Source organism: Streptomyces sp. NPDC059861, assembly GCF_042731435.1.
Classification (GTDB): Bacteria; Actinomycetota; Actinomycetes; order Streptomycetales; family Streptomycetaceae; genus Streptomyces.
In genome coordinates this window covers 189280-213544 of sequence record NZ_JBHWJQ010000004.1, presented here as the reverse complement: position 1 = coordinate 213544, position 24265 = coordinate 189280, and the positions used below count along the sequence as shown (strand labels likewise).

The window sequence follows — 24265 nt, the reverse complement described above, 5'->3', positions numbered from 1 at the left end:
TCTCCGGGTTCCGGCCCCTCTCGATCCCGGAATGTGGCGTGTGCCACACGCGACGGACGCGAGGGTTCAGGAGTCGCCGGGGCGCGGCTCGCCCACGGTCACCGGCTCTCCCACGGCCACCGGCTCTCCCGCGCACACCTCCTCCCAGGGGACCGTGCGATCGCACCAGCGGTGCAGGAGCGTGCGATCGTGCCCCACGGCGAGCAGGCCCGCGCCGGTGGTGGCGCGGTACTCCTCGACGACCGCGACGAGCGCGGCGGTGGTGGAGGCGTCGAGCATCGCGGTCATCTCGTCGCACACCAGCCAGCGGGGGCGCAGCACCAGGGCACGTGCGAGGCAGGCGCGCTGGAGCTGCCCGTCGCTGACCTCATGGGGCTGCCTGCCCAGCAGGTCGGGGGTCAGGCCCACCGCCGTGGCCAGCTCGCCGACCCGTGCCGGGATCTCCTCGCGCCGGCCGGTGGCGCGCAGGGGTTCGGCGATCAGGTCGGCGAGCCGCAGGCGGGGGTCCGCGGAGAGCCGGGGCTGCTGGAAGACGACCCCGAAAGCGGTGCGCAGCTGGCGGGGTGCGCGGTGACGCCACTGCCGTACTGGTTCGCCGTCCAGGAGGAGCGTGCCGGAGTCGGGGCGGTGCAGCAGGGCGGTGACCCGGGCGAGGGTGGACTTGCCGCAGCCGCTGGGGCCGAGCAGGCCGACGGCCTCGCCCGGCGCGACGGCCAGGGAGGCGTTCCGTACGACGGGTGCGTGGCGGTCGTATCCGGCGGTGACGGCGCGTAGTTCAAGCACGGATGTCCTCGGGAGCCGGAGCGGCGGGGCGCGGCTTCTCGGGGCCGTGACCCGTGAGCGGGTGATGGCAGGCGACCGCCTGGGCCAAGGGCGGCAGCACGGCACAGCTGTCGGTGACCCGGTCGCAGCGCGGGGCGAAGGCACAGCCGCCGGGGAGGTCGCCGAGCTCCGGGGGCAGGCCGGGAACGGGCGTGAAGGCGCGGTCGGGGAGGGCCTGGAGGAGGCCGCGGCTGTAGGGGTGACGGGGGCCGGGAGAGCCGAAGAACGCCGTGGCGTCGGCGATCTCGACGATACGCCCCGCGTACATGACGGCGATCCGGTCGGCGATGCGCTCGGCCGCCGCCAGATCGTGAGTGATCATCAGCAACGCGCGTCCGGAGTCTCCTGTCTCGTCCGGGCTGTCGACGTGGCGCCGCAGTTCGTCGACCGTACGGTCCACCAGGTCGCGGTCCAGCCCGGTCGTCGGCTCGTCGGCGAGCAGCAGCGGGGCGTCGCCGACGAGGGCGAGCGCGGTGGCGGCGCGCTGGGCGAGGCCGCCGGAGAGCTGATGCGGGTGGCGGTCGAGGTGGTCCAGGGGGAACGCCGCCCGGCCGGCGGCCGACTCGGCGGCCGCGCGCAGCGCCGCCCGGCCCCGGACACCGGTCAGCTCCCCGATCGTCTCCTCCAGTTGCGAACGGATCGTACGGACGGGGGTGAGGTGCGCGGCCGGGCTCTGCGGAATGAGCCCGATCCGGCGGCCGCGCACGCGGCGTGCCAGGGTCCGTTCGTCGGCGGAGAGCAGGTCGAGGTCGCCGAGCCGGGCCTCGCCGGCCGTCCGGGCGTTGGCCGGGAGCAGGCCCAGCAGCGCGGACGCGAGAACGGACTTGCCGCAGCCGCTCTCGCCGATCAGGGCCAGGCACTCACCCGCCGCCACGTCGAAGTGCGCGTCGGTGACGGCGGCGACATGGCGCCCGCCGGGCATACGGAAGTGCACCGAGAGGCCGCGCACCGAGAGCATGGGTGGCTGCCCGGCGGGTCGCTGCGTCAGGTGAGGAGCCGGTCGTTCGGCCGGTCGTCGTTGCGGTGGCTCGGTCACAGCATCAGCTCCGATCGGCGGCGGGGGTTGATCCGCTCCCGCCAGGCGCCGGCCAGCCCGGCGATGGCGAGGGTGGGCACGATGATGAACAGGCCGGGGAAGAGGGTCGGCCACCACTGCCCGGCGAGCAGCGAGCCGCGCGCGCTCTGGATGAGGGTGCCCAGGCTCGCCGTGTGTGCGGGCAGGCCCAGTCCGAGGAAGGACAGGGCCGACTCGTGCCACATGGCGTGCGGCACCATCAGCACGGCGGCCAGCGCGGCCTGCGGCAGCACCCCGGGCAGCAGGTGCCGTACCGTCACCCGCCACCGCGAGGCGCCCCCGGACACGGCGGCGTCGATGTACGGGCGGGAGCGCAGCGAGAGCACCTCGGCGCGGACGATGCGCGCGGTCGACAGCCAGTGGGTGAGCGCGACCGAGACGACCACCGGCCAGACACCGGGCCGGAACATGGCGACGATGAAGATGCCGAGCAGCAGATGAGGTACGGACGAGAAGGTGTCGACCAGGCGCATGATGCCTCGGTCGAACCAGCCGCCCAGGGCGCCGGAGGTGGCCCCGACGGCGGTGCCGACCACGGTCGCCGTCAGTGCCGCCGCGACGCCGACGAGCAGCGAGACCCGCAGCCCGTACACGCAGCGCAGCAGCAGGTCCCGGCCGACGTCGTCGGTGCCGAAGGGGTGTGCCCAGGACGGCGGTTGCAGCTTTGCGGCCAGGTCGACGGCCTGCTGGTCGAGTTGCACCAGCGGCGGGACGAGCAGGACGGCGAGGACGGTCAGGGCCACCAGCGTGACGGAGACCCGCACCCGCAGCGTGCGGGTCGAGCGGCGGGCGGCGCCGGCGGCGCGCCACGCGGTCCCGGCCCGTGGCTCGGTCTCGATTGCGGTTTCAGCCATGGGAATCACCAAGGTCACATGTCACTGAGTTTCACCCTCGGGTCGAACAGGCCGTAGAGCAGGTCCGCGACGAGGTTGCCGACCAGGACGGCGGCGGTCGCGAGGGTGGTCAGGGCGGCGAGCAGCGGGAAGTCGACGGCGGTGGCCGCCTCGACGGTGGCCGCGGCGATGCCCGGCCAGCTGAAGACACTCTCCACCAGCAGCGCCCCGGTGATGAGTTCGGGAACGCGGGAGCCGATCAGGGTCAGCACCGGCAGCAGCCCCGAGCGCAGGGCGTGCCCGAGCAGGACGGTGCGTTCGCCCAGTCCCCGGGCGCGGGCCCCCCGGACCGGGTCCTCCGCCAGCGCGTCGCCGACCCCTTGCCGTACGTACAGGGCGAACCAGGGGAGTTGGGAGACGGCGAGCACTCCGGCGGGCAGGACGAGGTGGCTCGCGACCTGACCGGGGGTGACCCGTTCGCTGGCCGTGTCGGTCAGTCCGCCCGCCGGGAGCACGTCGAGTTGCAGGGCGAACAGCCACACGGCGAGCAGGGCGATCCAGAAGACCGGCGCCGCCTCCAAGGTGTACGCCAGCGAGGTGACGGCCCGGTCGAGCATCGATCCGGGACGGCGGGCGGCGAGCACCCCGAGCACCGTCCCCGCGAGCACGGCCACGACGAACGCGACGGCGCACAACAGCGAGGACCACACCAGTCGTTCACCGATCACCTGGGCCACCGGCTGCCGCAGCACGCTGGAGTGGCCGAGGTCGCCGGTGAGGGCGGAGGTCAACCACTCCCACCAGCGGGCCGGGAACGACCGGTCCACGCCGAGGTTGTCCCGCAGCCGGTCCAGGGTCACCTGGTCGGCGCCCAGCGCGGCCGTGCCGGCGTACGCCTTGACGGGGTCGAAGGGGGAGGCGGCGGCGATGGCGAACACGCCGAACGTCACGACGAGCAGCACGGGGACGGCGAACAGGGTCCGCCGTCCCGCCAGACGTGCCATCGCCCCCCAGGGCGGTGGCGTCACGACGCGGGCTGCCAGTCCTCGATGTTCCACCAGGGGCCGCTGGCGAAGCCGTGCTCGTGCGGTTCGAGCTGCGTGGTCAGCCCGTTCCAGCGGTCCGCGAGCACGTAGAGGTGGTCGATGTGGGTGAGGAAGGTGTAGCCGGGGTCCTTCACCAGCTCGCGCTGGACCGTCCGGTACGCGGCCTTTCGCTCGTCCGGTTCCCGGGTGCGGCGGCCGGTGTCCAGCGCCTCGTCCACGGTCTGGTTGTCATAGCGGGCCATGTTGTTGAAGCCGTCGCCGGCGAGCGAGGAGTGCAGCAGGGTGTAGAGGCCGAAGTCGGGGTCGCCGGTGCTGCCGAAGCCCGCGAGGACCGCGGTGTCCTTCATCCGCGGCTCGATGACCTCCCAGGTGGCGCTCTCCACCGTCACGGCGATGCCCGCCTTCTTGGCGTCGGAGGCGTAGGCGAGGGCGTGGTCCTGGCGGACCTTGTCGCCGGAGGGGTGGAGCAGGGTGAACGCGGCCTGCCGGCCGCCCTTGGCGCGGATGCCGTCCCGGCCGGCCTTCCACCCCGCCGCGTCGAGGATCCGCCGGGCCTTGTCCAGGTCCTGCGGGCGCTCGATGTCCTTGGCGAAGGCGGGATCGTCGACGGGCAGCGGCCCGTACGCCGGTGTGCCCGCGCCGTCGAGGATCTTGTCGACCATGGCCTCGCGGTCCACGGCGGCGTCCAGCGCCTGTCGGATCGCGCGGTCGCCGGTGACCTTCCCGGCGCTCGGGAGGGTGACGGCGCGGAAGTCGTAGGACCTCGCCTCGTACGACTTCGCGCCGTCGTCCTTCTCGAAGGTGGCGGCGAGGTTCGGCGGCAGGACCGCGCCGTCCAGGTCGCCGGAGCGCAGCCGGGTGGCGCGTACGTTGTCGTCCCCGATGACCGCCATGGTGAACGTCTTCACCTTCGGCGCGCCGCCCCAGTAGTCCGGGTTCGCCTTGAAGGTGAGCTTCTCGCCCTTGCTCCAGGCGGAGAGCACGTACGGTCCGGTGCCGACCGGCTTCGTGTTGAAGGAGCCGGTGTTGGGGTCCTGCCCGCCCGCTATGTGCTCGGGCACGATGGGCAGCACCGTGCGCCCGGCGAAGGGCGCGTAGGGGTACTTCAGCGTGAAGACGACCTTGTCGTCGCCGCTCGCCCGGACGTCCTTGACGGCGTCCAGTTCGCTTCTGGCCGTGTTGTTGGTCTTCTCGTCCAGGACGGTCCGGTAGGTGAAGACCACGTCGGCGGGCGTCAGCGGCTCCCCGTCGCTGAACTTCACGCCGTCGCGCAGGGTGTACGTGTAGGTCAGGCCGTCGTCGCCGACCTCGGGGAGCGACGTGGCGAGGGCGGGCTTCAGCTTCAGGTCGGCGTCCCGGGCGAGCAGCCCGTCGAAGATCTTGGAGTTGCCGTCCTTGCCGTACCCGAGGAGCGGGCTGAGCGTGTCCGGCTCGGAGCCCACGCCGATCACGACGGAGGCGGCGGAACTGCGGTCGGCGCCACCCTCGCCGGGTGCGGAACAGGCGGCGACCCCGGCCGCCATAGCCGCCACGACGGCGGCACCTCTTGTTCGACGGGTCGTCATGAGCCTCACACTCTTATTGCTGGCTGTTCGTACTTGCATATTATGTGCGACTGGAGAGCTACCCATGCGCACGGGCTGTCAGTCGCCGCAGATCGGAGCGGGTTCGGCGAGGCGGGGGGTTTCTCGGCCCGCGCGTTGAACAGCCCCCGCCGTCCCTCCGTATCCCAGTGCGAGCAGCAGCCGCACCGGCATGCGGAGGGAGAGGCGAAGTGCCCCAGCACTGGCGAGGAACCAGCGGCCGAAGGCTGCCCCACGTGTCCGTCAGGCGCGCGGCCGCCGCCGGAGGTCTGCTGGTGCTTCCCCTGGTCACGGCGTGCGGCGGCGGTGCCGACCGGGCGGCCGGGGACGGCAGGCCGTCCCAGGTGTCCGCCGCCCCGGCGGCCGGAGTCGTCGCGCCGGCCAAGGTGGAGGTGATCGCCGGCCTGACCGGCTGCAAGGCGAAGATCCGTGTCGACGCGGACGAGCTGCGCCAGGGCCTGTGTCACACCGAGAAGGCCGACTACCTCATCACCACGTTCCCCGAGGAGCGGTTCAAGCAGACGTGGCTGGACGAGGCCAGTGTGTACGGGGGGAAGTATCTCGTCGGTTCGCGCTGGGTGGTCAGTGCGAAGCCGGAGATGCTGGAGTCGTTCCGCGCGCGGCTCGGCGGGACAGTCCAGCAGCTGCGGGGGATGGGTCCGACCCCGGGTACGCCGTAGCGGCCCTCAGCACCTCATCTCACCGGGCGTCCGGCTGGTACGCGCTGATGACGTACACCGCCTCGTCGTCGATGGCCCGCTCGTCCCGGTCGAGGATGATGCGCCGCGGATGCCCGTCCGTCGCGTACTCGATCTCGGCCGTGTCCGCGCCGTCCTGCCGGGCTTGATCGAGTTCGTCCAGCAACTCGCCGATGGTGGGCACCGCGTCGAGGTTCTGCTCGACCACCCGCCGTCCGCTGTCGTCCAGGCCGGCCGCCGTCGCGACCTCGCCGTCCTCGACGCTCACACGGAACGTCCCGATCAACGCCCGCTCGCCTTCGGTCGACCGGAGCGTGTAGCTGTACGAGGAGGGTTCCTCCCAGGTCGCCGCGCTCTGTGAGGTGCCGCTGCCGCAGGCGGCGGTCGCGCACATCAGCCCGGCGATCAGTGCGGGAGCGAACACGGCACGGTTGCAGAGGCGTGCACTCGTCATGGCGGCAGTCCCTTCGACCTCTTGGGCGGCTACCGCTATGACGCCGGCCGGTCCCGGAACGTTCGCGTGCGAAGCGGGGGCGGTTCGGGACCGGCCGGCGGGGATGTCCGGATCCAGCCCTGGCCGCCCGGACGGCAGGGCCCCTACGATGCGAGCGCTCCCGACCTTCACGGCGTCTTCACAGGTGCCTCCCGGGGGTCGGGGGCGCGATCGGTTCGCCATGAACAGGTGCAACTTTGTCATGTTCATGACTAAACCATCGTGGTTGCCACCCCCCCCGCTCAGGGGCCGCACCCAGGCCTCGAAGAAGCACAGATGGGAGAACCATGGCTGCTGGCCTGCTCATGAGCAGCGCGATCGGTGCGCTGCTCGCCACGGCGGTACCCGCGCAGGGCCCGTCGACCGGCATCGTCGACCCGCCCCCGGACCGCATCGTCATCAAGGTCGCCACCGTCAACGGCTCCGGCTGCCCGCAGGGCACCGCCGCCGTCGCCGTCTCGCCGGACAACACGGCCTTCACGGTGACCTACAGCGAGTACCTCGCCCAGGTCGGTGGCGGCTCCGACCCCACCGCGTTCCGCAAGAACTGCCAGCTCAACCTGATCGTCCATGTGCCGCAGGGCTTCACGTACGCCGTCGCCAGCGCCGACTACCGCGGCTTCGCGGCCCTCCAGCGGGGCGCGAGCAGCGTCCAGCGGGCCTCGTACTACTTCCAGGGCTCCTCGAACACGGAGTTCAGAAGCCACCCCTTCCGCGGCCCCTACAACGACAACTGGCAGGCCACCGACACCACCGACTGGGCCCAGCTGGTCTGGGCGCCCTGCGGCGTCCAGCGCAACTTCAACATCAACACCGAGCTGCGGGTCAGCGCGGGCAGCTCCAACCCGGCCGAGACCAGCTTCATGACGATGGACTCGACCGACGGGGACATCAGCACCATCTACCACCTCGCCTGGAAGGAGTGTCCCGACAGCTGACCTGACGGACATCGGTCCGTGCCCCGGTGCGCCGAGACGTCCGGCGGACCGGGGCACGGGAGTACCGGTACTGCCCAACAGCTGCACCATGCGCGGCCCTTGACGTCCTATGCACCGCTGGCCATCCTCGACGCATATCTCGCGCCGTTCATGACAACCCGTCAGTAGCGGCCCCAGAAGGGCCCTGGCGACCGTGCCATCCCGCCGACCGAGGGACGTGGGTAATGACCCTGGCTCCACGAAGCCCGAACCGCCGCCGCAGGCACGTCACCGTCGTGTCGCTGCTGCTCCTCGTGCTCGCCACCGTCCTCGGCCCCGCGCCGAGTTCGGCCGCCGGGACCGACTGGTGGAACCCCGACGCACGGCCCGCCCCGGACTCCCAGATCAACGTCACCGGCGAGCCGTTCACCGGCACCGACGCCCAGGGCAAGGTGCGCGGCTTCGTCGACGCGCACAACCACATGTTCTCCAACGAGGCGTTCGGCGGACGGCTCATCTGCGGCAAGACCTTCTCCGAGGCCGGCGTCGCCGACGCCCTCAAGGACTGCCCCGAGCACTATCCCGACGGCTCGCTCGCCATCTTCGACTTCATCACCAACGGCGGTGACGGCAAGCACGACCCGGTGGGCTGGCCCACGTTCAAGGACTGGCCCGCGCACGACTCGCTGACCCACCAGCAGAACTACTACGCCTGGGTGGAGCGCGCCTGGCGGGGCGGCCAGCGCGTCATGGTCAACGACCTCGTCACCAACGGCGTGATCTGCTCGGTGTACTTCTTCAAGGACCGCAGCTGCGACGAGATGACGTCGATCCGGCTGCAGGCCAAGCTGACGTACGACCTCCAGGCCTACGTCGACAAGATGTACGGCGGGCCCGGCAAGGGCTGGTTCCGGATCGTCACCGACAGCGCGCAGGCCCGGCAGGTCATCGAGCAGGGCAAACTGGCGGTCATCCTGGGCGTCGAGACCTCCGAACCCTTCGGCTGCAAGCAGGTCCTGGACATCGCGCAGTGCAGCAAGGAGGACATCGACAAGGGCCTCGACGAGCTGTACGCCCTCGGCGTGCGCAGCATGTTCCTGTGCCACAAGTTCGACAACGCGCTCTGCGGCGTCCGTTTCGACTCGGGCACCCTCGGGACGGCGATCAACGTCGGCCAGTTCTTGTCGACCGGCACCTTCTGGAAGACGGAGAAGTGCACGGGCCCGCAGCACGACAACCCCGTCGGCGGGGCGGCGGCCCCCGCGGCCGAGAAGGAACTCCCGGCCGGGGTGGACGTGCCCTCCTACGACGCGGACGCCCAGTGCAACGTCCGCGGCCTCACCGCACTCGGTGAGTACGCCGTGCGCGGCATGATGCAACGCAAGATGATGCTCGAGATCGACCACATGAGCGTCAAGGCCACCGGCCGGGTCCTCGACATCTTCGAGTCCGAGTCGTATCCGGGCGTGCTGTCCTCGCACAGCTGGATGGACCTCGACTGGACGGAGCGGGTCTACTCCCTCGGCGGCTTCATCGCCCAGTACATGCACGGCTCCGAGGGCTTCATCGCGGAGGCGGGCCGCACCGAGGCGCTGCGCGAGAAGTACGGCGTGGGTTACGGGTACGGCACCGACATGAACGGCGTCGGCGGCTGGCCGGGCCCGCGCGGCGCGGACGCCCCGAACCCGGTGCAGTACCCGTTCCGCAGCGTCGACGGCGGCTCGGTCCTCGACCGGCAGACCACCGGCCGACGCACCTGGGACCTCAACACCGACGGCGCCGCGCACTACGGCCTCGTACCGGATTGGATCGAGGACATCCGGAGGGTCGGCGGCCAGGGTGTGGTGGACGACCTCTTCCGGGGCGCCGAGTCCTACCTCGGCACCTGGGGAGCGTCCGAGCGGCACCAGGCCGGCGTGAACCTGGCTGCGAGCGCCTCGGCCACGGCCAGTTCGGCGGAGTGGAACCCCTTCACCAGCTACGCGCCGGGCCGCGCCGTCGACGGCGCCCGCGACACCCGCTGGGCCAGCGACTGGAACGACGACCAGTGGCTGCGGATCGACCTCGGCTCCACCCACCTGGTCGGCCGTGTCACGCTCGACTGGGAGCGGGCGTACGGCAACTCGTACCGCGTCGAGCTCTCCACCGACGGCACGAACTGGAAGACCGCCTGGTCCACCACCGCCGGCGACGGCGGGCTCGACACCGCGCGGTTCACCCCGACACCCGCCCGGTACGTCCGCGTCCAGGGACTGGACCGGGCCACCGACTGGGGCTACTCGCTGTACGAGGTCGGCGTCCACAGCAACTGACGACAGGAGCGCCTCCGCGCACGCATGCGCGAGAAACACGCATCTTGTGCGAATTTCCGGCTGTCTGATTGGATTCGCCATGCCCGTACCGGTGGATATTTCTACGCGGTGGAAAGGGTGGCGGGGCGTGGCGAATTACCCTGGCGCACAGCGCCGCCGGGCGCTGGTGTCCCCGAACTGCTGGAAAGGGGAGGACGGTTGACAGGGATCACGGCCGCACGATGGCTGGTCCGTCTCCGTGTGCGGAAAACCCTGGGTGTCCGGGTTGTGCCGCGCACTCCTTCGAGTGACCCTCTCGCCGCGCTGGTGAGGACCGCGCAGCGGCTGGACTACGGCGCCGGCCGGGCCGGCGGGGTGACAGGGGGCGACCCGAAGCGGTAGGAGCCGCGCCCTCGCCGGGTGGATGAGCCCGGGCGGCCCGGCGACGGGCGAGGCGATCGGCCTGGGCGGCACGGTGTGTGCGGCCGATCACCACCGGCTCGCGACGACACCCCACCGTCCGCGCCGCGGCGCTCGGCCCACCCGGTGTATGTGGCCTCGACGCCGCCGGGCGCCCTCACGTCGGCTACGCCCCGCTCGGGCGTGGTGCTCCGCGTCCAGGGGGACGGCACCACGGTGACCGTCGCGGACGGGCTCGGCGCCCGCGAGGTGGCCGTACCTCCTCGCCGGGCCGGCCCTCGCCCGACCACGCGCTGCTGCTCTCCGCCGACGGGAGTGCACGGTGCCGCGGCCCACTTTGGCGTGCGTACCGCCCGCGCGCAGCGGCAGGGCGGCACGGCCGCACCCAGGATTCCTCGACCCGGCGGGGCATGGTCCGCGCCCCGCCGGGGTACGCGTCGAGGGCCGCACCGGAGACCGATCTTGGCCCGGGCGGGCCCCCCGAACCCCACGATCAGGGAATCCGCCATGGAGACACCCGCGAACGACCCGACCCCCACACCGGCCCAGCGGGCGCTGGACGCGCTCGTCGTGAACACCGAGGACGAGGCGGCGCTGAACACGCTCGCCAGCAGCGACGTGCTGATCCCCGTGCCGGACGACGCCGTGGAGGAGGAGGCCGCCGACCCGGGCGCGGTGGCGCTGCCCGTGCTGGAGGAACCGGACGGGCGGCCGGTGGTGCCCGTGTTCACCTCCGAGCTGGAGATGGCGGAGCTGCTTCCGTTCGTCTCCCGGTACCGCCTCGTGCCGCTCGGCGCCCTGGCCTCGCAGTGGCCCTCCGACGACCTGTCCCTCACCATCGACGGCAGTTCGTCGCACGGTCTGACGCTCACCTCGGACGGGGTACGGGCCCTGCTGGCCCGGCCGCAGCACTGAGCCCGGGCGTTCACCTCGGGTGAACGCCCACGTCACGCGGGATCCGCCCCACCGACGTATGCCGAGGTCGGCCGGAATTCAGCCCCGCGCGGGGGTGGTCGCGCCCCGCGCGGCGGGAAGATCTCAGCGAAAGGATCCGCAGCCAAGGAACGTCGGGGGTCGTCTTGAGGGTCGTCCTGCTCGGCACCGCGGCCGGAGGCGGCTTCCCGCGGTGGAACTGCGGCTGCGCACCGTGCGCCGCCGCCCGTGACGGCAAGCTGCCCTCCCGGACCCAGGAAGCGGCGGCCGTCACCGGCAACTCCCGGGACTGGTGGTTGCTCAACGCCTCGCCGGACATCCGCGCCCAGCTCACCGCCACCTCCGCGCTCTGGCCGGCGCCCGGGCCCCGGTCCACACCGGTGCGGGGCGTGCTGCTGACGGACGCCGAACCCGAGCACGTGTCGGGGCTGACGGAGCTGCGCGGAGGTCCGGGCCTGAAGGTGTACGCCGCGCCACCGGTCCTCGCCGCGCTCACCCCCGCCCGCGCCATGGTCGACCGGTACGAGCCCTGGGAGTGGTGCGACAGCCTCACCGACGGCGGCTTCGTGCTCTCCGGGGGCCTGGTCGTCACCGCGCACCCCGTCGGGACGTCGGCGCCGTCGTATCTGCCACGGCGCACGGCGCACGAGAGCTGGGTGACGGCGTACCGCATCGAGGATCTGGCCACCGGCGGTGTCCTCGTCTACGCGCCCCGCCTGGCCGCCCCGGGCGCGGAGCCGGACGAGCTGCTCGCGGGCGCGGACTGCGCGCTGCTGGACGGAAGCGGCTTCACGACGGCCGGCAAGGCCCCGACCGCTCCCGGGACGCCGCCGGGGCTCCGCCGTGTCCCCACCCGCCTCGACGACGCGAGCCCTCTGCTCGATCCAGCCTCGGCGGCCCGTGCGCAGGCGGGCGAGGCGGGTGTCGAGGTCCTCGCGGACGGGGCCGAGTTCGTGCTGTGATCCGCCGCGGCCGTCACTCGGTGGTGAGCTCCAGCAACTGGTCGGCGGCGGTGGCGTTGCCCGCGTCGGCCAGTCGGCGCAGCTCGTCCAGGTTGCCCTGCACGGTGGCGACCTCGATCAGCTGGTCGGTCGCGGCGCTGCTGCCCCGGTCGGCGAGGCGGCGCAGCTCGTCCAGGTCCCCCCGTTCGCCGGCGAGCTCGACCAGCTCGTCGATCGCGTCGGGGTCGCCGCTGTCGGCCCGCTCCCTCAGCAGCGTGAGTGCGGTCGGGTCGGAGTCGGTCATGTTCGGCACCTCTCGTGTTCGGTGGCCCGGTGTGGGCAGCTTTCCCGAGGCTCGGAGCCCGTCACGACCAGGTACCCCAGCGGTGGCCCCCCATCAGGGGGAAGAGTGCCCGTCCGGCTCAGCCGGTCAGCGTCCGCCGCAGGGCCGCCCGCTGCAGCGGCAGCACCTCGGCGTGCAGGGCGCGGCCCTTGTCGGTCAGGGAGACCCACACACCCCGCCGGTCCTCCGGGCAGACGTTGCGCTCGACCAGTCCGTCCTTCTCCAGCCGGCCGATGAGGCGGGAGAGGGCGCTCTGACTGAGGTGCACCCGGCCGACCAGGTTCTGCACCCGGCAGTGGTCGCCCGCCTCGGGTGTCTCGGCCACGAGGATGTCCAGCACCTCGAAGTCGCTCGCGCCGAGCCCGTGCGGATGGAGCGCGCGGTCGATCTCCCCCATCGTGCGGGCGTGCACCGACAGGATGTCCCGCCACCGCTGCTCCAGACCGGTGCCGACCGTGTTCGCTGCCATGTCCGCACGGTAACACCGATCCGGCCATTTATTGAAGATACAACTAGTCTTCTGAGTCGGGAATTCCGTTCAGATGTGTAGGGTTGCCTGGTGGCACGTACTGGGCGGCCGAAGGCCGAGTTAACCTGTCGGATGAGGAACGGTCTGCGCTGGAGGGATGGGTGCGGCGCCGCTCCACACCACAGGCGTGGGCTTTGCGGTGCCGGATCATCCTGGCCTGCGCCACCGGCGCATCGAACAAGGACGTGGCCGCGCAGGTGCACTCCACTCCGCATGCGGTCGGCCGGTGGCGGAAGCGGTTTGTCGAGCACCGGATCGCCGGCCTGGGCGACATGCCGCGATCGGGCGGCCCCCGGACGGTCACCGATGAGCAGGTCGCCGCGGTGGTCACCAAGACGCTGGAGTCGACGCCGAAGAATGCCACGCACTGGTCGACACGGGCGATGGCCAAGGAGATGGGGCTGTCGCAGTCGTCCGTGTCGCGGATCTGGCGGGCTTTCGGGCTGCAGCCGCATCGCTCGGAGACATTCAAGCTGTCGACGGACCCGTACTTCGTCGACAAGGTCCACGACGTCGTCGGCCTTTACCTCGACCCGCCCGAGCGGGCGCTGGTGTTCTGCGTCGACGAGAAGAGCCAGATCCAGGCACTCGACCGTTCGCAGCCGGTGCTGCCGATGATGCCCGGGGTCCCGCAGCGGGTCACCCACGACTACGTGCGGGCGGGTACCACCACGCTGTTCGCCGCACTCGAGGTGGCCACGGGCAAGGTGATCGGCTCCCTGCACCGCCGGCACCGGGCCGAGGAGTTCAAGAAGTTCCTGATCAAACTCGATCAGGAGATCCCGGCGGGCCTGGACGTCCACCTGGTCCTGGACAACTACGCCACCCACAAGACCCCCGCCATCAAGACCTGGCTGCTGGCCCACCCCCGCTTCCACCTGCATTTCACACCCACTGGATCGTCCTGGCTCAACCTGGTCGAGCGGTGGTTCGCGGAGCTGACAAACAAACAGATACGACGCGGGGTCCACAAAAGCGTCCAGGCCCTGGAGAAGGACATCCGCGCCTGGATCGCCGCCTGGAACACCGACCCCAAGCCCTACGTCTGGACGAAGACCGCGGACGAGATCCTAAAACGCCTCGCCAGTTATCTGAACAGAATTCCCGACTCGGAAGACTAGTGCGTGTGCAAGAGCTGGGGAGGCGGCGGGCGGGGGCCCGGACCTAGGTCGACTCGCGCCTCACCAGCTCCGTGGGCAGGATCACCGCCGCCGGACCCTTCCCGCCGTTCCGGGCGAGCAGTACCCACCGACCGCGGCGGGCGAGTCGTCGAAGCCGCCGGCCACCACGTCCTGCGGTACCTGGCGCCCCGCCCGTCGCAGCACCGTGTGGACGCCCTGCGCCATCAGGACGACGGCCGATGCCCGCGATATCGAGTCGAAGGCCCGTTCGATCCCGGTCAACTCCGGCGGTGTGCCGGATGCGGCGGCTTGCCCGGCGCCCCAGGGGGGAAACGCCACGTAGAGGGTCCGGAACGAGGGGGACGCGATGCTGAGGACTCCCGCCGGCGACGCCCGCCTGCGCATCCTGGAATGGCTCAAGGATCCGGTCGCCCACTTCCCGCGCCAGCGGCACGCCGACCTCGTCACCGACGGAGTCTGCGCCGACGCCGTGGCCGCGAAGCTCGGTGTGCCGCGCGCGGTGGCCCGCACCCACCTCACCCTCCTCACGAACCTCGGCATGTTGCGCGCCAAGCGCGTCCGGCGCCGTGTCCACTACCGCCGTGACGAGGTCCGGATCGCCGAGGTGGCCCGGATCTTCGAGAAGGGCTGGTAGCGCGGGGGTCGCAGCGGGTAGCCAGCGGGGGTCACACCTCCGACCGCGAAGGGAAGCCGCTCATGCACACCCCCACGCCTTTGGTGCCGCTCCGCTATGTCGACATCGGCGCGCGCGGCCCGGAGGACGTCGTCGTCGACGTCCAGGGCCGCGTGCTGACCGGCGTCGATGACGGCCGCATCCTGCGTCTGGACGGCCTGGCCGATCCCGCGGCGACCCGGGTCGTGACCGTGGCGGAGACCGGCGGCCGTCCGCTCGGCCTCGAACTCCTCCCCGACGGCGCCCTGTTGGTCTGCGACGCCGAACGCGGGCTGCTGCGCGCCGATCTCACCCAAGGCACCGTTCGCGTCCTCGCCGACTCGGTGGCGGGGGAGCCGCTGCGGTTCTGCAGCAACGCGGTCACCCTGCCGGACGGCAGCGTCTGCTTCACCGTCTCCAGCCGCCGCCATCCGCTGGAGCACTGGATCGGCGAGGTGGTCGAACAGACCGGCACGGGCCGGTTGTTGCGGCTGGAACCCGGCAGCGAGCGGCCCGAAGTACTGCTGGAGGACCTGCAGTTCGCGAACGGCCTCACCGTGAGCCGGGACGGCTCGTTCCTGGTCGTCGCCGAGACCAGCGCGTGCCGTCTCACCCGCTACTGGCTCACCGGCCCACGCGCCGGGCAGCACGAACCCTTCGCGGAGGACCTGCCGGGCATGCCCGACAACATCTGGCGCGGCGGCCTCGACGGCCCGTTCTGGGTGGCGCTGGCCGGCCCGCGCCTCGCCGCCCTCGACCTGCTGCACCGCGCGCCCGCCGCCGTACGCCGCGCCGCGGCCCGGACGGCCGTGCACGCCCCCCTCCGCCCACCGGCCCAGGGCGCCGTCCTGGCGTTCGACGACGACGGCGACATCGTCCATCACCTCACCCACCGCCGCCCCGGCTTCCGCATGGTCACCAGCGTCTGCGAGGCGGGCGGACTGCTGGTCATGGGCAGTGTCCGCGAACGCGGCGTCGCCGTGTCCGAGGCGCCGGCGCCGAAGTGACGGGGGCGCGGCCACGGAGTTAGCCTGACTGCGGTCGCGTGCCCGCGGCGCGGCGGTGGGGCCCGCCGTACCCGAACCGTGGCATCGGTGCCGCCAACGGTCCCTGTTCGCGAAGGCAGGTGCCCGTGTGTCCGGGCCCCGGCGAGCAGGAGACGTACGGCCATGACATCCCCGGAGACCGAGAGCCTCCCTCCGGGCACGCGTCCGCCACGACGGACCGGCTGGCGGGCCGAGGTGCCCGTCGTCGCGGTGGTCGCCGTCGGTGGCGCGCTCGGCGCGACGGCCCGGTACGCGGCCGCCCTGTGGTGGCCCGCGCCGACGGGCGGATTCCCCTGGTCGACCTTCTGGGTCAATGCCGTCGGCTGCGCGGCGATCGGCGTGTTCATGGTGCTCGTCACCGAGCTCCGGGCCGCGCCCCGCCTGGCCCGCCCCTTCTTCGGCACCGGGGTGCTCGGAGGCTTCACCACCTTCTCGACGTACGCGGTCGACTTCCAGCGGCTGGCCGGCTCCGGCCACCTGGGTACCGCGGCGGTCTACCTGGCCACCACCGTCGTGGTGGCGCTCGCCGCCGTCTGGGCCGGGGTGACCGTGACCCGCCGTTTCCTGACCTGGAGGCGGCGATGACCCGACTCACCGGCGACGCCACCCGCGTGACCGTCCGCGTCCAAGAGACCTCCCGGCTGTCGTCCGGGAGCGAGGACCCGCCGGTGGCCGAGGGGCTCGTGATCCGTCGAGACCGCGAGGTCATCAGGTACGCCGGCCGGGGCGCACCCGGCCCGAAGGGCGGGCAGGCCTCGTGAACTGGCTGCTGGTCGTCGTGGGCGCCATGGTCGGCGCCCCGCTGCGCTATCTCACCGACCGGGCGGTGCGGTCCCGGCACGACTCCGTCTTCCCCTGGGGCACCTTCACGGTCAACGTCGTCGGCTGTGCGGTCCTCGGCCTGCTGGCCGGCGCGGCAGCCGCCGGCGCCGCGAGTTCCCACCTGCAGCTGCTGCTCGGCACGGGCCTGTGCGGGGCGCTGACCACGTACTCGACCTTCTCGTACGAGACCTTGCGGCTGGCCGAGACGGGAGAGAGGCTCTTCGCCGTGGTCAACGTCGTGGGCAGCGTGGTCGCGGGTCTCGGCGCGGCGTTCGCGGGGGCGGCGATCGGCACGGCGGTGTGGTCGTAGGGGACGGTGGGCGGAGACGAAGGCCCTCCGCCCACCCCCGGCGAGGTGTCAGCCACCGGCCCCGCGCAGCGGCTCCCCGACGCTTCTGAGATGAAGCAGCGCCTCCCGGTGCGAGGCCAGCAGACCCGTCTGGTGGTACGGGATGCCCAGCTCGGCGCAGTACCGCTCAGTGATGATCTGGGCCCTGCCGAGCGCCGGCGTCGGCATGCTGGGGAAGAGGTGGTGCTCGATCTGGTAGTTGAGCCCGCCCATGAAGGCGTCGACGAGCGCGCCGCCCCGGACGTTGCGCGAGGTGAGGACCTGGCGGCGCAGGAAGTCCAGCCGCGTCCCCTCCTCGATCATCGGCATCCCCTTGTGGTTGGGGGCGAAGACCGAGCCGAGACAGATCCCGAACAGGCCCTGGTGGACGGCGACGAACGCGAGCGCCTTGGCGGGGGAGAGGACGGTGAACAGGGCGCCGAAGTACAGCACGAAATGGACGACCAGCAGCGCCCCCTCGAGAACGGGTCGTTTCATCGACGGATCGCGCAGTGCCTTGAAGCTGCTGAAGCTCAGATTCAGCCCTTCCAGGGTGAGCAGCGGAAAGAAGAGCGCGGCCTGGTGCTTTCCGACGAAACGGGGCAGCCCTTTCGCCTTCCGTGCCTGCCGCCGTGACCACACCAGGATGTCGGGGGAGACGTCCGGGTCCTTTCCCTCGTGATTGGGATTCGCGTGGTGCCGGGTGTGCTTGTTCATCCACCAGCCGTAGCTCATGCCCAGCAGCAGATCGGCGACCAGCAGACCGCCGGCCTCACTGGGGCGGCGACGGGAGAAGACCTGCCGGTGTGCGAGGTCGTGGGCCGCGAGCCCGAGCTGGCCGAAGACCACGGCCAGGAACGCGGCCACGATCAGCTGACTCCAGCTGTTCCCGACCATGAGAAACGCCCCCGTACCTCCCGCCAGAGCGAGGGCCACCGCTCCGAAACGCACGGTGTAATACAGCGGACGGCGCCGCAGAAGCCCCGCCTCGGTTATCCGGCGGGACAGTTCGGAAAAGTCGCTTCCCTCGCGTCGGTCGCCCTTTCCTTCACGCGTGGACGAGTTCCTCGGAAGCACCACTGGTTGCGTCATGTCCTTGAGTATCTGAATGCATTGCCGGCAGCAGAATGGCGTGGGCCCCCGAGGTGGGGTGTAGGTGGCCCCCCTGCCGCTACGGGGGTTCCCGCACGTCAGGCCACCTGGCCGCGCTTGACATGATCGGCGGGCGGATCGGAGTATCAACCCTGTGAACCTGTCAGACAGCCAGACAGCTGGAGTCGGCCCGCGGCGCGTCAGCGCGATGGAAGCGGTGCTCACCCACCTCCGTGGCGCCATCGAGCGTGGTGAGTACGCGATCGGCGACAAGCTCCCCTCCGAGGCGGAGCTCTGCCGCACGCTCGAAGTCTCCCGGCCCGTGCTGCGGGAAGCTCTGCGTGCCCTGCAGACGATGGGGCTGACCGTCGCCAAGACCGGCAAGGGCACCTTCGTCGTCGCCGGCAGCGTCGAGGACCCCACCTTCGGCGACTACTCGGCCAGCGACCTGCTGGAGGTGCGCCGCCACGTCGAGATCCCCGTCGCCGGGTACGCGGCGCTGCGCCGCACCCCGGAGAACCTCGACCGTCTGACCCACCTCCTGGACCGGATGGAGCGGGAGACGGACACCACCGCGTGGGTCGCGATGGACACCGTCTTCCACCTGGCCGTGGCCGAGGCCGCGCAGAACCCGGTGTTCCGCCGGGTCATCGAGGAGATCCGGGACGCGCTGGCCCGCCAGTCGGCCTTCCTGAACGAGCTCGGCGGCCGGCGAGAGCAGTCCGACCGCGAGCACCGGGCCATCGTCGAGGCGCTGACCGAAGGTATCCAGCAGGACGCGATCGAGGCCATGTCCCACCACCTGGACCGGGTCGAGACCACCCTGACCGACATCGTGCGCCCCGCGCGCGCGGACACCCCCACGGAAGGCGGAACCGACGCGTGACCCGTGAACCGGTCCACCTCGGCCCCGCAGTGAAAGTGAAGGAGAACGAGTCGATGGTGCACTACGGCTCCGTCGTCGACGCGCCCCTCGTCCGGGAGCCCCGCCACGCCCCCGTCGCCCAGCTCATACGCGCCGGGATCGTGGAGGGCGTCCACTACGGCTCCGTCGTCGTCCTCGGCGCGGACGGCGAGGTCGAGTTCCAGCTCGGCGACATCGAGGCGGCGTTCTACCCGCGCTCCGCGCTCAAGCCCCTCCAGGCCGCGGCCATGGTGCGTGCCGGGCTGCCGCTCGACGGCGAGCTGCTCTCCCTCGCCGCCGCCAGCCACTCCGGCGAGGAACGCCACCTCGCCGGCACGCGGCGCATCCTGGAGCTCGCCCGGCTCGCCGAGAGCGACCTGCGCAACGTGCCCGACATGCCGCTCGATCCGGTGGTGCGGGACGCCTGGGTGCGCGAGGGCCGTACGCCCTCCCGGCTCGCGCAGAACTGCTCCGGCAAGCACGCCGCCATGCTCTGGACGGCCAAGCTCAACGGCTGGTCCCTCGACGACTACCTCGACCCCGCCCACCCCCTCCAGCAGGCCATCGCCGAGATCGTCGAGGACCTCACCGGCCGGCGCGTCGCGCAGGTGACCGTCGACGGCTGCGGCGCGCCGCTGTTCTCCGTCTCCCTGCACGGTCTGGCGCGCGCCGCCTCGCGGCTCCTGACCGCCGGGCCCGGCACCCCCGAGGCGCGGGTCGCCGACGCGATGCGCGAGCACGCCGAGATGGCCTCCGGCTCCGGTCGGGACGTGGCCGCGCTGATGCGGGCGGTGCCCGGGCTGCTCGCCAAGGACGGCTTCGAGGGCGTGCAGGTCGCGGCGCTGCCCGACGGGCGGGCCGTCGCCGTGAAGATCGCCGACGGTGCGAGCCGGGCGCGTGTCCCGGTGGCCGCCGCCGCGCTGGCGCGCGCCGGGGTGGACCCGGGCCTGCTCACCGAGTTCGCGGGCGAGCCGTTGCTGGGCGGCGGGAAGCCGGTGGGGGCGGTGCGTGCGGTGCCTGCGCTGGATCCGCTGGTGCTCTCGGCTTCCGCCTGACACTCGGCGGCCCGGGTCCGCCCCTGGCCGCGGGTCGTGTGTCGCTGGTGGCACAGTCCCCCGCGCCCCTGGGGGCCCTGCGGGCGTGTGCCCTGTTCGTCTTTGAAAGAGGGTGCCCTACAGCCATGTTGGGGCATCCACACCCTGCGTGCCACGGAGAACTTTCCCATCACCGGTACGCCGATCAGGACTGCGGCGCGTTCGTGCAGATGTCCGGCGTGCTCAAGCGGATCGCCGTCAAGCTCTCGAAGAGCTGCAACGACCCGCGCCTGCTGTCCTTCTGGCCGCGCGCGGGCTTCGGCGAGTTCAAACTGCCGCCGGTGCAGACCTGGTTGACGACCTCGGCGGTCACCGGGTCGACCTTGCCCGGCATGATGCTGGAGAAGGGCCTGCTGCCGCCCGAGCGGCTCGCGGCGCTGCTGAGGCCGGAGGTCCTCGCGGGCACCGGCTCACCCACGGTCTGACCTGCGGGTGCGCACCGGGACCGGAGCGGAGGCACACTGGTGATCATGACGTCGTCGCTGAGCTTCTCACCGGTCCTGGAGCGCATCGCCGAGGAGATCGAGCACACCCCCGGCAGCGGCCGCCCCGCCGACTACATCCCGGCGCTGGCCGCCTGCGACCCGCGCCGCTTCGGCATGGCCGTCGCGGAACTGGACGGCACGGTGTACGGCGTGGGGGAGTGGCGCGAGCCGTTCTCCACGCAGTCCGTCACCAAGGTCTACACCCTCGCCCTCGACCTGGCCCGCGAGGGCGACGTGCTCTGGGAGCACGTCGGCCGCGAGCCCTCCGGCAACCCCTTCAACTCCCTGGTCCAGCTGGAGTACGAGAACGGCATTCCGCGCAATCCGTTCATCAACGCCGGCGCGCTGGTCGTCACCGACCGCCTCCAGACCCGCACCGGCGACGCGGCGGGCACGCTGCTCCAGTTCCTGCGCGACGAGAGCGGCAATCCCGGCCTGGACTTCGACACCGAGGTCGCCGCGTCCGAGACCGCGCACGGCGACCGCAACGCCGCGCTGGCCCATTTCATGGCCTCGTACGGCAACATCGACAACCAGGTGCCGCTGCTGCTCGACCAGTACTTCCGGCAGTGCTCGATCCGGGCGTCCTGCGCGGACCTCGCCCTGGCCACCGCCTTCCTGGCCCGGCACGGTGTGCGCGCCGACGGCTCGCGGCTGCTGAGCCGCAGCCAGGCCAAGCAGGTCAACGCGGTGATGCTGACCTGCGGGACGTACGACGCGGCCGGCGACTTCGCCTACCGCGTCGGCCTGCCCGGCAAGAGCGGGGTCGGTGGAGGAATCGTCGCCGTGGTGCCGGGCCGCTGCACGTTGTGCGTGTGGAGCCCGGGGCTCGACGAGCGCGGCAACTCGGTGGCGGGCGTCGCTGCCCTGGACCGTTTCACGACGCTCACCGGACTGTCGGTCTTCTGATCACACGGAGGTCATGCGCAGGTTAACCCCCCGAGGGCGGCGCGTCGTTTTCCGGCCACCCGGCGTTGACACGCTGACCGAGTGTTGGCCATGGCTTCCTCCGTCGATCTCCGCCGCTGTCAGATGCTCGGTCTGGCCGGTACCGCCTTTCTCGCGCTGGGTGGTGAGACGGCCGGAGCCCTCCCGGTCCGCGAACTGCTGTCGCCCTCCTCGGCCGGCGCCGCGCTCGGCCTGGTCGGCGTCTACTTCGGCGTCGTCCTGCTGATAGCGGCCTGGGCCCTGCTCGGCAGGCTGCTGCGCGGCCCCGAACCACCCACGCCCCGCTCCCTGCTGCTCGTCCTCGCCCTCTGGGCGGCCCCGCTGCTGCTGGCGCCGCCGCTGTTCAGCCGGGACGTCTACAGCTACCTCGCCCAGGGCGCCATGGTCGACGCGCAGATCGACGTGTACACGCACGGACCCTCCCAGCTCGGCGGCCCGCTCGCCGACGAGGTGTCCCCGGTGTGGCAGCACACCGCCGCCCCCTACGGCCCGGTGTTCCTCGCCGCCGCCTCCGCGCTGTCCGGCCTGACCCGTGGTGAGGTCCCCGCCGGTCTCATGGGCATGCGGCTGCTGGCGCTGCTCGGCGTGGCCCTGATGGCGGCCGCGCTGCCCCGCCTCGCCCGGCACAGCGGCGCCGACCCGGCCGCCGCGCTGTGGCTCGGCGCCCTCAACCCGCTGGTGCTGCTGCACCTGGTGGCCGGCGCGCACAACGACGCCATGATGCTCGGCCTGCTCGGTGTGGGCCTGGTCGCCGCGCTGGGCCGCCGGCCGGTCCTGGGCGCCGTCCTCATCACCCTCGCCGCGCTCGTCAAGGCGCCCGCCGCGCTCGGGCTCGCCGCGCTCGTCGTCCTCCAGATGCGCGCGGGCCGCAGCGCCGGGCGGGCGGTACTGACGACCGCCGCCGCGTCGGCCGCGACGACGGTCGCCGTGACCGCCGTCGCCGGTACGGGATACGGGTGGATCGCCGCTCTGAACACCCCCGTCTCTCCGCACAACTGGGCCCTGACCAGCCTGCTCGGCCGCGCCACCGGCGCCCTGCTGGAGCGGCTCGGCAGCGACCTCGCACCGCTCGCCGTGCCCGCCTGGCACACGATCGGCCTGCTGGTCACGGCGGCCGTGCTGCTCGTCATATGGGTGCGGCTGCGCCCGCGCCCGGTGTACGCCCTCGGCCTCAGCCTGGCGGCGGTGGCCGCCTTCGGCCCGGCGATCCGGCCCTGGTACGCGCTGTGGGGCTTGTTCCTCATCGCCGCCGCGGCGCCCAACGCCTCGGTACGGCACCGGGTCGCGGCGGTCACCTGTGTGCTCGCGCTGTTCGTCCTCCCCAGCGGCGGCCCGGCCGACCTGGGGCAGCTGATGCTCGCCGTCTCCGGCGGCGTACTCGCCGTGGTCGTGCTGTGGCAGGCCCACCAGGCCGTGCAGGCCCCGGTCCTGGGGCGTACCGCATGAGAACTCCTCGCACCGACCGCGGGCGGCTGCTGCTCGTACTGGTCCTCGCCGCCGCCCTGACCGTCTTCACCGCGACCGTGCCGCTCCTGCGCGACTGGTTCGACCTGCGCGTCTACCACGGCGCCATCCATCACTGGATCCACGACGGCGGCCGGCTCTACGACTACCGGGTGCCGGACACGATGTACGGCTTCACCTACCCGCCGTTCGCCGCCGTGGCGATGCTGCCCATGGCCCTGGTCGGATTGCGGACCGCGATCGTCATCGCGCTGCTGCTCAACCTGGCGGCCCTGGCCGTGTCCATGCGGGTGCTGACCGGCCGCGCCTGGCACCGACACGGCTGGTACGGCTGCGCCCTGGCCGCCTGCGCCCTCGCGCTGTACGAACCGCTGCGCGACACGTTCAGCTTCGGGCAGGTCAACGTCCTGCTGCTGGCCCTGGTCCTGATCGACGCCTGGCTGCTCTCCACCGGTCGGGGCCGCTGGGCCGGTATCGGCATCGGCCTCGCGGCCGCCATCAAGCTCACGCCCGCCCTCTTCATCGGCCTGCTGCTGCTCGCCGGACGCCGGCGCGCCGCCGCCGTCGCCACGGGCGTGGCCGCCGGCGCGACGGGGCTCGCGGCCCTGGTGACACCCGAGGGGTCGCGCTTCTACTGGGCGCACGCCATGTGGGACACCACCCGGGTGGGCCGGCTGGACTACGTCTCCAACCAGTCCCTGCAGGGCGTCCTGGCCCGGCTGGACATCGAGAGCCGCGCGGTCTGGGCGGTCACGGTGCTGCTGGTGCTCGGCGTGTGGGTGTGGCGCTCCGGTAAGGCGGTGGCGGCGGGCGACTGGTACGCCGCCTTCGCTCTCACCGGCCTGACGGCGTGTCTGGTCAGCCCGATCACCTGGGTGCACCACCTCGTGTGGCTGCTGCCGGCGTTCGTGCTGCTGGTCCGCGCCGGGCAGCCACGGGTGGCGGCCGTGCTGTACGCGGTGATGTGCACCAGCGTGGTGTGGCTGTGGTTCGACGACGCGTCCGGGATCGACGGGTTCCTCGGCAGCAACACCTACGCCTGGATCACCTTGGGGCTGCTGCTGGGGATGCCGGTCGGTCAGTCCTCGATCTGGAAGACCTTGAGCCGCAGGACCAGTGCGGCCGCCGCCGCGCCGAGACAGGCGGCCGCCGCGATCGCCGCCGTCTCGGGCCAGCCGGGGGCGGGCTCCGGCGTGACCCCGGCGGCCACCGGGGCGGGCGCGGCCTCGGGACCGGGTCGCGGCTTGCCGCGCAGGGCGTCCAGCGAGCCGACCGGGTCCACCCGGCCGGCGGCGCCGAAGCCCCAGTCGAGCAGCGACCGGGCCTCCTCGTAGACGTCGAAGGGGACGCCCGACTGAGGGTTC

At 72.1% G+C, this 24265-nt stretch carries 25 protein-coding genes and 2 pseudogenes; 17 read left to right on the top strand and 10 right to left on the bottom strand.

Annotated elements, in window-relative coordinates; translation table 11 throughout:
* Positions 1-66: 66 nt before the first annotated feature.
* From ACFV6X_RS05590 to ACFV6X_RS05570, 5 genes are all read right to left on the bottom strand, one after another.
* Positions 67-783 carry an ABC transporter ATP-binding protein gene (locus ACFV6X_RS05590; protein ID WP_385378058.1) on the bottom strand — a complete coding sequence of 239 codons (717 nt, stop codon included), beginning with the start codon at positions 781-783 and terminating at the stop codon, positions 67-69.
* A complete protein-coding gene (locus ACFV6X_RS05585) occupies positions 776-1780 on the bottom strand; it encodes an ABC transporter ATP-binding protein (protein WP_385378055.1) in 1005 nt (334 codons plus the stop codon). Before ACFV6X_RS05585 ends, ACFV6X_RS05590 begins: the two co-directional genes overlap by 8 nt.
* 74 nt (positions 1781-1854) lie before the next feature.
* Positions 1855-2751: an ABC transporter permease gene (locus ACFV6X_RS05580; RefSeq protein WP_385378052.1), complete on the bottom strand. Its 897-nt coding sequence runs from the start codon at positions 2749-2751 to the stop codon at positions 1855-1857.
* Positions 2752-2765: 14 nt separating this feature from the next.
* On the bottom strand, positions 2766-3734 hold the full coding sequence (locus tag ACFV6X_RS05575; RefSeq protein ID WP_385378050.1) for an ABC transporter permease: 969 nt from the start codon (positions 3732-3734) through the stop codon (positions 2766-2768).
* A gap of 20 nt (positions 3735-3754) precedes the next feature.
* Positions 3755-5341, bottom strand: a complete 1587-nt coding sequence (locus ACFV6X_RS05570; protein ID WP_385378047.1) for an ABC transporter substrate-binding protein — start codon at positions 5339-5341, stop codon at positions 3755-3757.
* 254 nt (positions 5342-5595) lie between these two features.
* Between ACFV6X_RS05570 and ACFV6X_RS05565 the strand changes: the two genes are divergently transcribed.
* Positions 5596-6039 (top strand): hypothetical protein, encoded by a 444-nt coding sequence (locus ACFV6X_RS05565; protein ID WP_385378044.1) that lies wholly within the window; start codon positions 5596-5598, stop codon positions 6037-6039.
* A 19-nt stretch (positions 6040-6058) separates the two neighbouring features.
* Here the strand turns inward: ACFV6X_RS05565 and ACFV6X_RS05560 are convergent, their stop codons facing one another.
* Positions 6059-6511, bottom strand: coding sequence for a DUF6174 domain-containing protein (locus ACFV6X_RS05560; RefSeq protein ID WP_385378041.1), 453 nt, complete (start codon positions 6509-6511; stop codon positions 6059-6061).
* A gap of 326 nt (positions 6512-6837) precedes the next feature.
* On the opposite strand from ACFV6X_RS05560, the gene ACFV6X_RS05555 reads away from it, so the two are divergent.
* The 4 genes from ACFV6X_RS05555 to ACFV6X_RS05540 all read left to right on the top strand — a co-directional run bounded on the left by ACFV6X_RS05555 (position 6838) and on the right by ACFV6X_RS05540 (position 12073).
* The gene (locus ACFV6X_RS05555) at positions 6838-7488 is read left to right on the top strand and encodes a DUF4360 domain-containing protein (protein WP_385378039.1); all 651 of its coding nucleotides are present in this window, start codon (positions 6838-6840) and stop codon (positions 7486-7488) included.
* Positions 7489-7712: 224 nt separating this feature from the next.
* The gene (locus ACFV6X_RS05550; protein ID WP_385378037.1) at positions 7713-9779 is read left to right on the top strand and encodes a discoidin domain-containing protein; all 2067 of its coding nucleotides are present in this window, start codon (positions 7713-7715) and stop codon (positions 9777-9779) included.
* A gap of 906 nt (positions 9780-10685) precedes the next feature.
* Positions 10686-11093, top strand: a complete 408-nt coding sequence (locus tag ACFV6X_RS05545; RefSeq protein WP_385378034.1) for an SseB family protein — start codon at positions 10686-10688, stop codon at positions 11091-11093.
* Positions 11094-11257: 164 nt separating this feature from the next.
* The gene (locus ACFV6X_RS05540; protein WP_385378031.1) at positions 11258-12073 is read left to right on the top strand and encodes an MBL fold metallo-hydrolase; all 816 of its coding nucleotides are present in this window, start codon (positions 11258-11260) and stop codon (positions 12071-12073) included.
* Between the two features lie 13 nt (positions 12074-12086).
* Here the strand turns inward: ACFV6X_RS05540 and ACFV6X_RS05535 are convergent, their stop codons facing one another.
* Positions 12087-12356: a hypothetical protein gene (locus ACFV6X_RS05535; protein ID WP_385378028.1), complete on the bottom strand. Its 270-nt coding sequence runs from the start codon at positions 12354-12356 to the stop codon at positions 12087-12089.
* Between the two features lie 118 nt (positions 12357-12474).
* Positions 12475-12864: a MarR family transcriptional regulator gene (locus tag ACFV6X_RS05530; RefSeq protein ID WP_365454639.1), complete on the bottom strand. Its 390-nt coding sequence runs from the start codon at positions 12862-12864 to the stop codon at positions 12475-12477.
* Between the two features lie 125 nt (positions 12865-12989).
* On the opposite strand from ACFV6X_RS05530, the gene ACFV6X_RS05525 reads away from it, so the two are divergent.
* Positions 12990-14045 carry an IS630 family transposase gene (locus ACFV6X_RS05525; protein ID WP_385378156.1) on the top strand — a complete coding sequence of 352 codons (1056 nt, stop codon included), beginning with the start codon at positions 12990-12992 and terminating at the stop codon, positions 14043-14045.
* 43 nt (positions 14046-14088) lie between these two features.
* Here the strand turns inward: ACFV6X_RS05525 and ACFV6X_RS05520 are convergent.
* Positions 14089-14318 (bottom strand): annotated as a pseudogene (locus ACFV6X_RS05520) (LacI family transcriptional regulator); the annotation flags it as partial.
* A gap of 94 nt (positions 14319-14412) precedes the next feature.
* Between ACFV6X_RS05520 and ACFV6X_RS05515 the strand changes: the two are divergent.
* The 5 genes from ACFV6X_RS05515 to crcB all read left to right on the top strand — a co-directional run bounded on the left by ACFV6X_RS05515 (position 14413) and on the right by crcB (position 16896).
* On the top strand, positions 14413-14700 hold the full coding sequence (locus ACFV6X_RS05515) for an ArsR family transcriptional regulator (RefSeq protein ID WP_385378026.1): 288 nt from the start codon (positions 14413-14415) through the stop codon (positions 14698-14700).
* 62 nt (positions 14701-14762) lie between these two features.
* Positions 14763-15725 (top strand): SMP-30/gluconolactonase/LRE family protein, encoded by a 963-nt coding sequence (locus ACFV6X_RS05510; RefSeq protein WP_385378023.1) that lies wholly within the window; start codon positions 14763-14765, stop codon positions 15723-15725.
* A gap of 162 nt (positions 15726-15887) precedes the next feature.
* Positions 15888-16349 carry a fluoride efflux transporter FluC gene (locus tag ACFV6X_RS05505; protein WP_385378020.1) on the top strand — a complete coding sequence of 154 codons (462 nt, stop codon included), beginning with the start codon at positions 15888-15890 and terminating at the stop codon, positions 16347-16349.
* The gene (locus ACFV6X_RS05500) at positions 16346-16525 is read left to right on the top strand and encodes a hypothetical protein (protein ID WP_385378017.1); all 180 of its coding nucleotides are present in this window, start codon (positions 16346-16348) and stop codon (positions 16523-16525) included. The genes ACFV6X_RS05505 and ACFV6X_RS05500 overlap by 4 nt, the downstream gene beginning before the upstream one ends.
* The gene (gene crcB, locus ACFV6X_RS05495; protein ID WP_385378014.1) at positions 16522-16896 is read left to right on the top strand and encodes a fluoride efflux transporter CrcB; all 375 of its coding nucleotides are present in this window, start codon (positions 16522-16524) and stop codon (positions 16894-16896) included. The genes ACFV6X_RS05500 and crcB overlap by 4 nt, the downstream gene beginning before the upstream one ends.
* A 48-nt stretch (positions 16897-16944) precedes the next feature.
* On the opposite strand, the gene ACFV6X_RS05490 is transcribed toward crcB, so the two are convergent.
* Positions 16945-18006: a fatty acid desaturase family protein gene (locus ACFV6X_RS05490; RefSeq protein ID WP_385378011.1), complete on the bottom strand. Its 1062-nt coding sequence runs from the start codon at positions 18004-18006 to the stop codon at positions 16945-16947.
* Between the two features lie 208 nt (positions 18007-18214).
* On the opposite strand from ACFV6X_RS05490, the gene ACFV6X_RS05485 reads away from it, so the two are divergent.
* The 6 genes and pseudogenes from ACFV6X_RS05485 to ACFV6X_RS05460 all read left to right on the top strand — a co-directional run bounded on the left by ACFV6X_RS05485 (position 18215) and on the right by ACFV6X_RS05460 (position 24235).
* On the top strand, positions 18215-18892 hold the full coding sequence (locus ACFV6X_RS05485) for a FadR/GntR family transcriptional regulator (RefSeq protein WP_385378154.1): 678 nt from the start codon (positions 18215-18217) through the stop codon (positions 18890-18892).
* A 53-nt stretch (positions 18893-18945) separates the two neighbouring features.
* Complete coding sequence (locus ACFV6X_RS05480) at positions 18946-19965, top strand: asparaginase (RefSeq protein WP_385378151.1); 1020 nt, start codon at positions 18946-18948, stop codon at positions 19963-19965.
* Between the two features lie 179 nt (positions 19966-20144).
* Positions 20145-20429 (top strand): annotated as a pseudogene (locus ACFV6X_RS05475) (hypothetical protein); the annotation flags it as partial.
* A gap of 45 nt (positions 20430-20474) precedes the next feature.
* Positions 20475-21398 carry a glutaminase gene (locus ACFV6X_RS05470; RefSeq protein ID WP_385378008.1) on the top strand — a complete coding sequence of 308 codons (924 nt, stop codon included), beginning with the start codon at positions 20475-20477 and terminating at the stop codon, positions 21396-21398.
* A gap of 90 nt (positions 21399-21488) precedes the next feature.
* Positions 21489-22883, top strand: a complete 1395-nt coding sequence (mptB, locus tag ACFV6X_RS05465) for a polyprenol phosphomannose-dependent alpha 1,6 mannosyltransferase MptB (RefSeq protein ID WP_385378005.1) — start codon at positions 21489-21491, stop codon at positions 22881-22883.
* The gene (locus ACFV6X_RS05460; RefSeq protein WP_385378002.1) at positions 22880-24235 is read left to right on the top strand and encodes a glycosyltransferase 87 family protein; all 1356 of its coding nucleotides are present in this window, start codon (positions 22880-22882) and stop codon (positions 24233-24235) included. Before mptB ends, ACFV6X_RS05460 begins: the two co-directional genes overlap by 4 nt.
* Positions 24236-24265 lie beyond the last annotated feature (30 nt).

Excerpts from the sequence above, each read along its gene's own strand:
- ACFV6X_RS05500 (WP_385378017.1), top strand. The coding sequence starts at position 16,346 with ATGACCCGACTCACCGGCGACGCCACCCGCGTGACCGTCCGCGTCCAA.
- ACFV6X_RS05545 (WP_385378034.1), top strand. The coding sequence starts at position 10,686 with ATGGAGACACCCGCGAACGACCCGACCCCCACACCGGCCCAGCGGGCG.
- ACFV6X_RS05580 (WP_385378052.1), bottom strand. The coding sequence starts at position 2,751 with ATGGCTGAAACCGCAATCGAGACCGAGCCACGGGCCGGGACCGCGTGG.
- ACFV6X_RS05560 (WP_385378041.1), bottom strand. The coding sequence starts at position 6,511 with ATGACGAGTGCACGCCTCTGCAACCGTGCCGTGTTCGCTCCCGCACTG.
- ACFV6X_RS05575 (WP_385378050.1), bottom strand. The coding sequence starts at position 3,734 with ATGGCACGTCTGGCGGGACGGCGGACCCTGTTCGCCGTCCCCGTGCTG.
- ACFV6X_RS05485 (WP_385378154.1), top strand. The coding sequence starts at position 18,215 with ATGGAAGCGGTGCTCACCCACCTCCGTGGCGCCATCGAGCGTGGTGAG.
- ACFV6X_RS05535 (WP_385378028.1), bottom strand. The coding sequence starts at position 12,356 with ATGACCGACTCCGACCCGACCGCACTCACGCTGCTGAGGGAGCGGGCC.
- ACFV6X_RS05585 (WP_385378055.1), bottom strand. The coding sequence starts at position 1,780 with ATGCTCTCGGTGCGCGGCCTCTCGGTGCACTTCCGTATGCCCGGCGGG.
- ACFV6X_RS05555 (WP_385378039.1), top strand. The coding sequence starts at position 6,838 with ATGGCTGCTGGCCTGCTCATGAGCAGCGCGATCGGTGCGCTGCTCGCC.
- ACFV6X_RS05490 (WP_385378011.1), bottom strand. The coding sequence starts at position 18,006 with ATGACGCAACCAGTGGTGCTTCCGAGGAACTCGTCCACGCGTGAAGGA.
- ACFV6X_RS05530 (WP_365454639.1), bottom strand. The coding sequence starts at position 12,864 with ATGGCAGCGAACACGGTCGGCACCGGTCTGGAGCAGCGGTGGCGGGAC.
- ACFV6X_RS05570 (WP_385378047.1), bottom strand. The coding sequence starts at position 5,341 with ATGACGACCCGTCGAACAAGAGGTGCCGCCGTCGTGGCGGCTATGGCG.
- ACFV6X_RS05550 (WP_385378037.1), top strand. The coding sequence starts at position 7,713 with ATGACCCTGGCTCCACGAAGCCCGAACCGCCGCCGCAGGCACGTCACC.
- ACFV6X_RS05505 (WP_385378020.1), top strand. The coding sequence starts at position 15,888 with ATGACATCCCCGGAGACCGAGAGCCTCCCTCCGGGCACGCGTCCGCCA.
- mptB (WP_385378005.1), top strand. The coding sequence starts at position 21,489 with ATGGCTTCCTCCGTCGATCTCCGCCGCTGTCAGATGCTCGGTCTGGCC.
- ACFV6X_RS05460 (WP_385378002.1), top strand. The coding sequence starts at position 22,880 with ATGAGAACTCCTCGCACCGACCGCGGGCGGCTGCTGCTCGTACTGGTC.
- ACFV6X_RS05470 (WP_385378008.1), top strand. The coding sequence starts at position 20,475 with ATGACGTCGTCGCTGAGCTTCTCACCGGTCCTGGAGCGCATCGCCGAG.
- ACFV6X_RS05515 (WP_385378026.1), top strand. The coding sequence starts at position 14,413 with ATGCTGAGGACTCCCGCCGGCGACGCCCGCCTGCGCATCCTGGAATGG.
- ACFV6X_RS05510 (WP_385378023.1), top strand. The coding sequence starts at position 14,763 with ATGCACACCCCCACGCCTTTGGTGCCGCTCCGCTATGTCGACATCGGC.
- ACFV6X_RS05480 (WP_385378151.1), top strand. The coding sequence starts at position 18,946 with ATGGTGCACTACGGCTCCGTCGTCGACGCGCCCCTCGTCCGGGAGCCC.